Source organism: Pseudomonas sp. Irchel s3b2, from assembly GCF_900187445.1.
GTDB lineage: Bacteria > Pseudomonadota > Gammaproteobacteria > Pseudomonadales > Pseudomonadaceae > Aquipseudomonas.
Window position 1 is genome coordinate 99,804 of the sequence record NZ_FYEB01000003.1, and the last position, 11,938, is coordinate 111,741.

An 11,938-nucleotide genomic window follows, 5' to 3' on the forward strand; every position below is an offset into this window, starting at 1 on the left:
TTCGTCATCAGGCCAAAAACAAACACACCCGAACAAAACACCATAGACGCTGTTGCGGGTTGTTGCGCTGCCCGGCGTCCTGTCATCCGACATTGGGCCGATTAGCCACCCGATGGCGCTGGATGCGGATGCATCACCGCGCGCTGACGTTCTTCCTCAAGAAACTTCATGATGATCGGTGCCACCGCTTCGGCCCGGGTAATCAAAAACAGATGCCCATCGTCGATGATGTGCAATTGGGCATTGGGAATCCGCCAGGCCAGCATGCGCATGTTGATCAGCGGGATCAGTGGATCGTCGTCGCCTGCCAACACCAACGTTGGCTGATTGATCTTGTGTAGCCAGTGAATGCTGGTCCAGCCGAGGCCGGCGAACAGCTGCCAGTAATAACCGAGTTTGCCTGCCGAGCGGACCCTGGCGGCGTGACTGGCGGCCAGGGTCGGATCGCGACGGAACGAGCCGCCATAGATCATCGGTGCGATGCGGATCACATGGGATGGCTGGATGTAGCGCCGTGGGCTGGCCATCATCCACAGTACTTTCGGCTTGCCCGGAACCATCACGGCACCGGCCGCTGTGGCCGCCAGCACCAGCTTCTTGCAGCGCTCGGGATAGTCATGGGCGAACTGCTGCGCCAGAGCGCCACCCCACGACACGCCAATCACGTTGACTTGCCCGTAATCGAGATAGTCGAGCATGCGTGCCGTGAGTTTCGCCAGGCCCGAAAAGCGATACGGGCGGTTGGGCGTCGATGAGCCGCCGACGCCGGGTACGTCGAAGGCGATGACTTCCAGGTCCGGATCCAGAGCCTGGACAAACGGGAATATCAGCTCCAGGTTGGCGCCGATGCCGTTGAAAATCAGCAAGGGCGTCAAGTGAGGCTTGCCGGGGCGTACCGCGGTGCGGAGGGTCTGGCCATCCAGGTTGACGGTACGAAAGACGAACGGTTGCGGCATGCACAGAGCCCTGTAGGTTTTAAACGCGGATCGAGCCGTCCCGGGCCGTCGCAGAATGTTCGAGGCTGGCCTCGAGAGTGATGGGTAGAAATCGCGGCACCTCCCAGTGCCGCGGACTGCGAGTTATTTGAAGCTCAACGTTCATGCACGTAAGTGCCCGGCGAAGCCTCACCCGCTGGGTAGGCCTTGTTGCCAAGGTTGGCGGGGGATTTTTTCAGTTTGCCCGAACGCTCGGCTTGCCACGCCTGCCAATGCAACCACCAGGAATCGGTGTGCTTGGTGGAGTTTTCCATCCACTCTTCGGCTTTGACCGGCATGTCGGTGCTGGTCATGTAGCGCGCTTTCGGATTGCCCGGAGGGTTCAGAATGCTCTGGATATGCCCACTGCTGGACAGCACGAACTCGACTTTGCCGCCGAACAGCTGTGCGGATTTGTAGCAGGACTTCCACGGGGTGATGTGATCGTTGGTGCCGGCCAGGGAAAAGATGTCGGCGGTCACCTGCTTGAGGTCGATCGGCGTGCCGCACACTTCCAGGGCATCGGAGCGGATCAATGGATTGTTTTTGAACATCTCGATCAGGTCGCCGTGGAACGCCGCTGGCAACCGCGTGGTGTCGTTGTTCCAGAACAGGATGTCGAAAACCGGCGGCTCATTACCCAGCAGGTAGTTGTTGACCCAGTAGTTCCAGATCAGGTCGTTGGGGCGCATCCAGGCGAAGACTTTCGCCATGTCGCGGCCTTCCAGCACACCGGCCTGGTAGGAATGGCGCTTGGCGGCTTCGAGGGTCTGCTCGTCGACGAACAGGGCCACATCGCTGTCCAGGGTGGTGTCCAGCACACTGACCAGCAGGGTGAGGGCATTGACCTTCTTCTCGCCGATCGCTGCGTAGTGACCCAGCAGGGCGGTGCAGGTGATGCCGCCGGAGCAGGCACCAAGCATGTTCACGTCTTTACTGCCGGTGATTGCGGTGACGACATCGACCGCTTCCTTGAGCGCTTCGATGTAGGTCGACAGGCCCCACTCGCGCTGCTCCTTGGTCGGGTTGCGCCAGCTGACGATGAACGTCTGCACATTGTTGCGCAGGCAGAAACGCGCCAGGCTCTTGTCCGGGCTCAGGTCGAAAACGTAGAACTTGTTGATCTGTGGCGGCACCACCAGCAGCGGGCGTTCATGCACCTGCTCGGTGATCGGTCGGTATTGGATCAGCTCCAACACGTCGTTGCGAAAGACCACCGCGCCTTCGGTTACGCCCAGGCTCTTGCCAACTTCGAACGCGCCCATGTTGACCTGGCTCGGCATGCCGCCGTTGTGCACCAGATCCTTGGCCAGATGGGAGAGTCCGTCGAGCAGGCTCTTGCCACCGGTTTCGAAGAAGCGTTTGACCGCCGCCGGGTTGGCCGCTGTGTTGGTCGGGGCCATGGCTTCGGTCATGAGGTTGATTACGAAATGCCCGCGAGCGACGTCCTTGGGCGAGAGGTTGCTGTCATCGATCCAGGCGTGAAGCTCCTTGCGCCAGGCCAGATAAGTTTGCAAATAACGTTTGTAGAGCGGGTTCTGGCTCCAGGCCGGATCGAGAAAGCGACGGTCATCGCTTTGCGGTTGAAGTTCGGATTTTCCGAACAGCACGTTCTTGAGTTCGATGCCGAAATGGGCGACATGCCTGGCACTGTGGATGGGTTGTCTGATGGCCTGGCTCAGCACCATTCGGGCAGAGCCCAAGAGATCCTTTCTACGTAGTCCAACAACTGGATTTAGCCCCAAGGTATTTTCCGAAGCCTGAAATTTCAAGTCATCGTTAAGCTTGTTACTCATCTACGACGCTCCATTGTCCTGAGGCGAGTACCTGAGTCCAGCTGTGTAATCACACAGCACGCCAGGTACTACTGCTCGGGTGACTGTTAATTGCGCATCGCTGCTTTTTAGTTCAGAGAGCACTGCACGGAACTTGCCAGCTCCATTGGTTACCCGAGTTTAATTTTTTTCGCAAGCGGGCCAATCGTTGACACCGCAGCGGAGCATTCAAACAGATGGAATTAGAAAATGCCCTCTAAATAGCCAGAGGCCTGAGTTAGAGCATCAGCTTGACGACCGACTCATTCGGATCGCGGGTCTTTCCGGCCGCTTTGAGTTCCGCAAGATAATCGTTCCAGAGATCTTCCTGGCGCACTGCCAGCTGGTACAGATATTCCCAAGTGAACAGGCCGCTGTCGTGGCCGTCGTCGAAGGTCAATTTCAGTGCGTACTGACCGGCCGGTTCGACCTTGGTCAGTCCTACGCCGATCTTGCCAAATTGCAGGATAGGTTTGCCGTGGCCCTGGACCTCGGCGGAAGGAGAGTGCACGCGAAGAAACTCGGCGGGCAGGTGATATTCCTCGCCGGACGCGTATTTAAGCGTCAGGGTTTTTGAGGCTTTGTGGAGTTTGATGTCGGTGGGGAGTTGGGTCATGGCCTGAGTTCCGTTATGGATGGAACCCCTGTAGGAGCGAGCTTGCTCGCTCCTACAAGTGTTGCTTACAGGATATAACGGGACAGGTCTTCGTTCTGCGCCAATTCGCCCAAGTGGCTGTTGACGTAATCGGCATCGATCAGGATCGGCTTGTCCTCGTGGGTGCTGGCCAGATCACCGGCGCTGAACGACACCTCTTCGAGCAGACGCTCGAGCAGGGTGTGCAGGCGACGGGCACCGATGTTTTCGGTTTTCTCGTTGACCTGCCAGGCGATCTCGGCGAGACGCTTGATGCCGTCCGGCTGGAACTCGATGTTCAGGCCTTCGGTTTTCAGCAGTGCACAATACTGCTCGGTGAGTGATGCATGCGGCTCGCTGAGGATGCGCTCGAAATCTTCCGGGCTCAGGGCCTTGAGCTCGACTCGAATCGGCAGGCGACCTTGCAGCTCGGGCACCAGATCGCTCGGCTTGCTCAGGTGGAACGCACCGGAAGCGATGAACAGGATGTGGTCGGTCTTGACCATGCCCAGTTTGGTGTTGACGGTGCAGCCTTCGATCAGGGGCAGCAAGTCGCGCTGTACGCCTTCGCGGGACACGTCGATGCCTCCGGAATTGCCACGCTTGGCGACCTTGTCGATTTCGTCGATGAACACGATACCGTGCTGCTCGACGGCTTCCAGGGCCTTGGCCTTCAATTCTTCTTCGTTGACCAGGCGACCGGCTTCTTCGTCGCGAACCAGTTTCAGCGCTTCCTTGACCTTGAGCTTGCGGTTTTTGCGCTTGCCCTTGCCCATGTTGGCGAACAGGCTCTGCAGTTGGTTGGTCATTTCTTCCATGCCCGGCGGCGCGGAGATATCGACGCCAGACACTTCGGCCACTTCGATTTCGATTTCCTTGTCGTCCAGCTGACCTTCACGCAGGCGTTTGCGGAACAGCTGACGGGTGTTGGAATCCTGGGACGGTGCGGCGTCCTCGTTGCTGAAACCCATGCGTGCCGGTGGCAGCAAAGCGTCGAGGATGCGCTCTTCGGCGGCGTCTTCGGCGCGGTGACGAACCTTGGTCATTTCCTGTTCGCGCAGCAGCTTGATCGCGGCGTCGGCCAGATCACGAATGATCGATTCGACGTCACGGCCGACGTAGCCCACTTCGGTGAACTTGGTCGCTTCGACTTTGATGAACGGGGCGTTGGCGAGCTTGGCCAGGCGACGGGCGATCTCGGTTTTGCCGACACCGGTCGGGCCGATCATCAGGATGTTCTTGGGGGTGACTTCGACACGCAGCTCTTCGGGCAGCTGCATGCGGCGCCAGCGGTTGCGCAAAGCGATGGCGACGGCGCGTTTGGCATCGTCCTGGCCGATGATATGGCGATTGAGTTCGTGGACGATTTCACGGGGGGTCATGGGCATAGTAATTGGCGGTCCTCAAGCAAAAGTGAGCCGTGGCGCTAGGCCGAAACAGGCTTACTCAGCGAGATCCTGCTCCTCAATGGTGAAAGTGTGGTTGGTGAATACGCAGATGTCGCCGGCGATGCCGAGGGCGGTTTCGACGATTTCCCGTGCCGACAGGTCGGTTTTTTTCAGCAGCGCGCTGGCCGCGGCCTGGGCGTAGCCGCCGCCGGAACCCATGGCGATCAGGCCTTCTTCGGGCTCAACCACGTCACCGTTGCCGGTGATGATCAGGGAGGCATCTTTGTTGGCGACCGCGAGCATGGCTTCGAGGCGGCTCAGGGAGCGGTCGGTGCGCCATTCTTTGGCGAGTTCGACGGCGGCGCGAACCAGGTGACCCTGATGTTTCTCGAGCTGGCCTTCGAAACGCTCGAAGAGGGTGAAGGCGTCAGCGGTGGCTCCGGCAAAACCGGCGATAACCTGGCCGTGGTACAGGCGGCGAACTTTCTTCGCGTTGCCTTTCATTACGGTATTGCCGAGCGAAACCTGGCCGTCGCCGCCCATGACGACTTTGCCGTGGCGGCGAACTGAAACGATGGTGGTCAAGGGAGAGTCTCCACGCAGCGGGGCGAAAATGCCTTCTGCCAACTCATATGGGGGTGGTGGAGCGTTTTTCAACTGTAGGACGGGAGAGGGGACGAGCGGTGCCTGACAGACGATCGTTCCCACGCTCTGCGTGGGAATGCCTCAAGGGACGCTCCGCGTTCCAGCGCCGGAAGGGGCGCAGAGCGTCCCGGGCTGCATTCCCACGCAGAGCGTGGGAATGATGAGGCGCGGTGTCCCTGACGGGATCAGCGACTCTGGCGTTGTTGTAACAACAGGTTGCTGAAGCCGCTGCCCGCCAGTTGTTTCTGGGCGGTGGTCAGCTGTTCGCGGTTGCTGAACGGGCCGACCAGAACCCGATACCAGGTCTCGTCCTTCACAGTGCCGGATTCAACCGCCACCGCCTGCCCCAGCAGGATGATCTGCGCACGCACCTTGTCGGCATCGGCTTCTTTGCGGAATGAACCGGCCTGCAGGAAGAACTTGGTCACCGGCGCAGCTTTCGCCACGGGCGGTGCTGGCGGCGGGGTGATGCCGGCCAATGCCGCTTGAGCTCGGGCCGTGTCAATTTTCGCTGCTTCCGCAGGCGTTACCGGCGTGGTCGGAATGGCCGGCACTTGTGGCGTCGGCAGGGTTTTCTCCGGCACCGCGTCCGGCGGCACTATGACTTCCGATTCCGGCAGCAAGGTGTAGAAGTCGTACTTCGGCTTCACCGGTTGCGTCGGGCTAGGCGGAGTCTTGTTGGCCTCGGCGATCTTGGTGGCTTTCTGCTGCTCGATCTTCTCGCGCTTGACGGTATCGCTGCCCTTGCCCGGCTCCAGCTTCATCAGGAACACAATGAACGCGCCGACCGTCAGGCCGATGGCCATCCACAGCCAGCCCGGGATCGGTTGTTTTGCTGGGGCTTGGTAACGGCTGGCGCCACGCTTGGGTGCAGGTTTTTTCTTGGCGGCCAACTTACATACGCTCCAGAGTTTCCAGACCCAAGAGTTCCAGGCCTTGCTTGAGAGTGCGACCGGTCAGCGCGGCGAGGCGCAGGCGGCTCTGCATTTGCGCCGGGGTGTCGGCACCGAGGATCGGGCAATTCTCGTAGAAGCTGGAGAACAGGCCGGCGACATCGTACAGGTAGGTGCAGAGGATGTGCGGCGTGCCTTTGTCGGACACGTTATTGAGGATTTCGCCGAACTGCGCCAGTTTCGCCGCCAGCTCATGTTCGTGCGCGGCTTCGAGGACGATCTGCCCTTCGACTTCGCTGAAATCCTTGCCGAGCTTGCGGAACACACCGGCAACCCGAGTGTAGGCGTACAGCAGGTACGGCGCGGTGTTGCCTTCGAAGTTCAGCATCAGGTCGAAGTTGAAGCTGTAGTCGCTGGTGCGGTGCTTGGACAGGTCGGCGTATTTCACGGCGCCGATGCCCACGACCTTGGCGATGTTGCGCAACTCGTCTTCGGCGAGCTCCGGGTTCTTCTCCTTCACCAGTGTGTAGGCGCGTTCCTGGGCTTCGGTCAGCAGGTCGATCAGCTTCACGGTGCCGCCGTCACGGGTCTTGAACGGACGGCCATCGGCGCCGTTCATGGTACCGAAGCCCATGTGTTCCATTTCCATCGGGTGTGTCACGAAGCCGGCCAGGCGCGCGACCTGGAACACTTGCTGGAAATGCAGGGCCTGGCGCTGGTCGACAAAGTACAACGCGCGATCAGCCTTCAGCACGCCGCTGCGGTAGCGCACGGCCGCGAGGTCGGTGGTGGCGTAGAGATAACCGCCGTCGGCCTTGACGATGATCACCGGCAGCGGGTCGCCGTCGGCGTTCTTGAATTCATCAAGGAACACGCACTGGGCGCCGTTGCTTTCGACCAGCAGGCCAGCGGCCTTGAGGTCGTTGACCACGTTGATCAGGTCGTCGTTATAGGCGCTTTCACCCATTACGTCGGCCATGGTCAGTTTGACGTTCAGTAGTTCGTAGATTTTCTGGCAGTGCGACAGCGAGATGTCTTTGAACTTGGTCCACAGCGCCAGGCAGTCCGGGTCGCCGGCTTGCAGCTTGACCACCAGGCCGCGGGCGCGATCAGCGAACTCTGCGGATTCGTCGAAGCGCTGTTTGGCAGCGCGGTAGAAATTTTCCAGGTCCGACAGCTCGTCGCTGGTGATCGGGTTTTCCTGCAGATAAGCCATCAGCATGCCGAACTGGGTACCCCAGTCGCCAACGTGGTTCTGGCGGATCACTTCGTCACCGAGGAATTCCAGAACCCGCGCCACGCCATCACCGATGATGGTCGAACGCAAGTGGCCGACGTGCATCTCTTTGGCCAGGTTCGGTGCCGACAGGTCTACCACGGTGCGCTGCACCGGGCCGGCTTTGCGCACGCCGATGTGGTCGTCGGCCAGCGCCGCGTCCAGGCGGGTCGCCAGGGCTTGAGTGTTCTGGAAGAAGTTCAGGAAGCCAGGGCCGGCGATTTCGGCTTTGGAGACGTTCTCGTCAGCCGGCAGCGCGGCGATGATTTTCTCGGCCAGGTCGCGGGGTTTCATGCCCGCAGGCTTGGCCAGCATCATGGCGATGTTGCTGGCGAAGTCGCCGTTTTTCTTGTCACGGGAGTTTTCCACCTGGATCGCCGGCGACAGGCCTTCAGGCAACACACCTTCGTTGACGAGTTGGGTGATGGCTTGTTGGATCAGCTGGCGAATGGTGTCTTTCATGGTGTTCTCTGTCGACCGCAAGCGCGGCGGCGCTTCGATGCGCTGGTGGAAAAACTGGGCATTATCCGTTGCGAAGACGGGCTTGCCAACTATAGCGGGCAGGTTATGGATATGTGGTGACAAATAGGGCCTCTTCGCGGGCAAGCCTCGCTCCTACGGATTTACGTCGTTCGCGGATGTTGCGTGCAACCCGCCCCCTGTAGGAGCGAGGCGATCTCTAAATCAATACAAATCGACCGGATCGACATCCAGCGACCAACGCACCGCCCGCCCACTCGGCATCTGCTCCAAAACCAGCAACCAACTGCTCAGCAATCGATGCAGCGGCGCCCGGGCCGTGGCTTGCAGCAACAACTGTGCGCGGTAACGCCCGGCCCGACGCTCCATCGGTGCCGGCACTGGCCCCAGCAACTCGATACCGGTCAGATGCTGCTCGGCCAGCAAACGCTCGGCCTCGCTGCAGGCTTCATCGAGGAAGCCTTCGGCCTGCCCCGGTTTATGCGCTTCGGCCCGCAGCAGTGCGAGATGCGCAAACGGCGGCAGCCCTGCGGAGCGGCGTTCGCTCAACGCCTGTTCGGCAAAGGCGAAATAGCCCTGTTCGGTCAGTTGCACCAGCAGTGGATGGTCCGCCAGGTGCGTCTGGATGATCACTTTGCCCGGCTCTTCGGCCCGGCCCGCGCGCCCGGCGACCTGGACAATCAACTGCGCCATGCGTTCGCTGGCGCGGAAATCGCCAGAGAACAGTCCACCGTCGGCATCGAGAATCGACACCAGGGTCACCCGTGGAAAGTGGTGTCCTTTGGCAAGCATCTGCGTGCCGACCAGAATGCACGGCTGGCCTTTCTGAATGGTGGCGAACAGTTGATTCATCGCATCTTTGCGTGAAGTGCTGTCGCGGTCGACCCGCAATACCGGAATACCGGGAAACAGGATGCCCAGCCGCTCTTCGGCACGCTCGGTACCAGCACCCACGGGGCGCAAATCGACTTTGCCGCATTTCGGGCAATGGCGGGGCACCCGCTCGACTTCGCCGCAATGGTGACAACGCAGTTCGCCTGATCGCTGGTGCACGGTCATTCGCGCATCGCAGCGCTTGCACTCGGACATCCAGCCGCAGTCGTGGCAGAGCAGCGTCGGGGCGAATCCTCGGCGATTGAGAAACACCAGCACCTGCTGGCCGGCGGCCAGGGTCTGACCGATGGCTTGCTGCATCGGCCCGGAAATGCCGCTGTCCAGCGGGCGACTTTTCACGTCCAGACGCAGGAAACGCGGTTGCTTGGCGCCACCGGCCCGCTCATTCAGGCGTAAGAGGCCGTAACGACCGGTGTAGGCATTTTGCAGGCTTTCCAGCGAAGGTGTAGCGGATCCGAGGACAATCGGAATGTTTTCCTGCCGAGCGCGAACCAGTGCCAGGTCGCGGGCGTGGTAACGCAGGCCTTCCTGCTGTTTATAGGAGCCGTCGTGCTCTTCATCGATGATGATCAGGCCGGGGTTCTTCATCGGCGTGAACAGGGCCGAACGGGTACCGATAATAATGTCGGCCTCGCCATCCCGTGCCGCCAGCCAGGCTTCCAGGCGTTCGCGGTCATTGACTGCGGAGTGAATCAGCGCGATGCGCGCATTGAAGCGCTGCTCGAAGCGCGCCAGGGTTTGCGGGCCGAGGTTGATCTCCGGGATCAGCACCAGGGCTTGCTTGCCGGCCTCGAGCGTTTCGCGGATCAGTTGTAAATAGACCTCGGTCTTGCCGCTGCCGGTGACGCCGGCCAGCAGGAACGCGTGATAACGGTCGAACCCGGAGCGAATCGCCTCGTAAGCGGCGCGCTGCTCCGGGTTGAGCGGCAATTCCGGTTGCGCCAGCCAGTGTTCGTGGCGCACTCCGGGCGCGTGCTTGCGGATGTCTACCTGCACCAGATCTTTGGCCAGCAACAGATCGAGGCTGTCCTTGCTCAGCATCAATTTGCTCAGCAGTTGATGAGCGACGCCGTGGGGATGCTGGGCCAGGGTCGCCAGGGCTTCACGCTGTCGCGGTGCGCGGGCAATGCGCGGATCATCGAGGCTGGCGCCGGGCGCGGCGGACCAGAAGCGCTCCTGGCGCGCTTCGGCCAGTTCACCCTGACGCAATAATACCGGCAGCGCCCAGCTCAACGTGTCGCCGAGGCTGTGCTGGTAATACTGGGAAGTCCACAGACACAGCTTGAACAGCGCGGGCGGTAGCGGTGGTACGGCATCGAGCAGCGCCAGGGCCGGTTTGAGTTTTTCCGTCGGGACTTCACTATGGTCGGTGATTTCCACCAGAATCCCGATCATCTCCCGTCGACCGAATGGCACCCGCAAGCGCATGCCCGGATGCAACTGGGCGCGCAGGACTCCGGCCGGCGCACGGTAGTCGAACAGGCGGCGCAGGGGCGAAGGCAGGGCGAGGCGCAGAATGGCGTCGGGCACGCGGGGGGATCTCGATAAGCGGAAGTAAAGAGAGCGCGTGACCTGTAGGAGTGAGCTGGCTCGCGAAGAGGCTGTGCCAGCCGGCATTTACGTCAGCTGACACGACGCTTTCGCGAGCAAGCTCGCTCCTACAGTGGTGCGCTTAGGGCTGGGAGCCTAGCAGACGGTCGGTGTAAGGGACAGCTTGCGTGATCGGGATTGTCTGGTAGAATCCGCGGCCTAATTACGTGCGGTATTCAACAATAGTGTTGGGTGGCGGCACGCTAGCCTGAGGAATACACCATGAAAGCCGATATCCATCCAGATTACCCAGTCATTGCTGTTACTTGCAGCTGTGGCAACAAGTTTGAAACTCGTTCGACTTTCGGCAAAGCACTGCCGATCGACGTATGCAACGAGTGCCACCCGTTCTACACCGGTAAGCAGAAGACTCTGGATACCGGCGGTCGTGTACAGCGCTTCGCAGACCGTTTCGGCGCTTTCGGCAAGAAAGCTCCAGCTGCTGCAGAGTAAGGTTGAAGAGCCCGATGGGCTTTTCCTTGCTGATGAAAAAGGCGTCCCTCGCGGGCGCCTTTTTTATGTCTGCGATTTGGCTTTCCGCTGCCCAGGCCTTCTGCCCGGTGCCGAGCGGGCTGACGTCGGTCGCGGTGCAGCGGGTAGTGGATGGTGACACCTTGCGTCTGCGCGATGGTCGCAGCGTGCGCATGATCGGATTGAATACGCCTGAACTGGGCAAACAGGGCCGTTCCGACGAGCCGTTCGCCGTGGCCGCGCGCAAGCGCCTTGAAGCGCTGGTGGCTGCCAGCGACGGGCAGGTCGGTTTGCTGCCGGGTAAAGAAAGCAAGGACCATTACGGTCGCACCCTGGCGCATGTCTACGGCGTTGATGGTGCCAACTTCGAAGCGCAGATGCTCGCCGAGGGTCTCGGTTTTCAGGTGGCGGTGGCACCGAATGTCGATTTGGTCGGCTGCCAGCAAGTGGCGGAACGCAGTGCCCGTCAGGCTGGCCTCGGGTTGTGGCGCCAATCACCTGTACTGAAAGCGGAGCAGATCAGCGTTTCCGGTTTCGCCGTGCTCAGTGGTCGTGTGAGCAAGGTTCAGCGCAATCGCGGCGGGATTTGGATCGAATTACAGGATTTAGTTGTATTGCGAGTTGCACCCAATCTACTGGGCCAGTTCGATGTTGCATCGCTTGAAAAGCTCAAAGGCAAGCAAATCGAGGCTCGTGGCTGGGTGGTGGATCGTTCGCGCCGCGGTGGGTTGAAACCGGGGCAGGCGCGCTGGCTTCTGCCGCTGACCGATCCGGCGATGTTGCAGGCGGCGCCATAAGAAAAAATTGTAGACATTTATTCTGTTGATTGTGAACAGTCTATCCCTTGTGTTCCGTGGCTCTTGGCCCAAAGTCGTAGGG

10 protein-coding genes are annotated in these 11,938 nt (G+C 60.5%); 2 read left to right on the plus strand and 8 right to left on the minus strand.

The window, feature by feature from the left end; genetic code table 11:
- Positions 1 to 101: 101 nt before the first annotated feature.
- The 8 genes from phaZ to CKW20_RS10090 form a co-directional block, all read right to left on the minus strand.
- Entirely contained in the window at positions 102 to 956 is an 855-nt protein-coding gene (phaZ, locus tag CKW20_RS10055) for a poly(3-hydroxyalkanoate) depolymerase (protein ID WP_030129227.1), read from the minus strand.
- A 134-nt stretch (positions 957 to 1,090) separates the two neighbouring features.
- Positions 1,091 to 2,770, minus strand: a complete 1,680-nt coding sequence (phaC, locus tag CKW20_RS10060) for a class II poly(R)-hydroxyalkanoic acid synthase (protein ID WP_095052781.1) — start codon at positions 2,768 to 2,770, stop codon at positions 1,091 to 1,093.
- A 256-nt stretch (positions 2,771 to 3,026) separates the two neighbouring features.
- Entirely contained in the window at positions 3,027 to 3,404 is a 378-nt protein-coding gene (locus CKW20_RS10065) for a gamma-butyrobetaine hydroxylase-like domain-containing protein (protein WP_038978600.1), read from the minus strand.
- A 65-nt stretch (positions 3,405 to 3,469) separates the two neighbouring features.
- Entirely contained in the window at positions 3,470 to 4,810 is a 1,341-nt protein-coding gene (gene hslU / locus CKW20_RS10070; protein WP_095052782.1) for an ATP-dependent protease ATPase subunit HslU, read from the minus strand.
- A 54-nt stretch (positions 4,811 to 4,864) separates the two neighbouring features.
- A complete protein-coding gene (gene hslV, locus CKW20_RS10075) occupies positions 4,865 to 5,395 on the minus strand; it encodes an ATP-dependent protease subunit HslV (protein ID WP_007899242.1) in 531 nt (176 codons plus the stop codon).
- Between the two features lie 245 nt (positions 5,396 to 5,640).
- On the minus strand, positions 5,641 to 6,348 hold the full coding sequence (locus CKW20_RS10080) for an SPOR domain-containing protein (RefSeq protein ID WP_030129222.1): 708 nt from the start codon (positions 6,346 to 6,348) through the stop codon (positions 5,641 to 5,643).
- 1 nt (position 6,349) lies between these two features.
- A complete protein-coding gene (argS, locus tag CKW20_RS10085) occupies positions 6,350 to 8,086 on the minus strand; it encodes an arginine--tRNA ligase (protein WP_095052783.1) in 1,737 nt (578 codons plus the stop codon).
- A 222-nt stretch (positions 8,087 to 8,308) separates the two neighbouring features.
- Positions 8,309 to 10,528, minus strand: coding sequence for a primosomal protein N' (locus tag CKW20_RS10090; protein ID WP_095052784.1), 2,220 nt, complete (start codon positions 10,526 to 10,528; stop codon positions 8,309 to 8,311).
- A 282-nt stretch (positions 10,529 to 10,810) separates the two neighbouring features.
- Between CKW20_RS10090 and rpmE the strand changes: the two genes are divergently transcribed.
- Together rpmE and CKW20_RS10100 are read left to right on the plus strand one after the other, a co-directional pair.
- On the plus strand, positions 10,811 to 11,041 hold the full coding sequence (rpmE, locus tag CKW20_RS10095) for a 50S ribosomal protein L31 (RefSeq protein WP_077747612.1): 231 nt from the start codon (positions 10,811 to 10,813) through the stop codon (positions 11,039 to 11,041).
- Positions 11,042 to 11,055: 14 nt separating this feature from the next.
- Complete coding sequence (locus CKW20_RS10100) at positions 11,056 to 11,856, plus strand: thermonuclease family protein (RefSeq protein WP_095052785.1); 801 nt, start codon at positions 11,056 to 11,058, stop codon at positions 11,854 to 11,856.
- Positions 11,857 to 11,938: the final 82 nt, after the last annotated feature.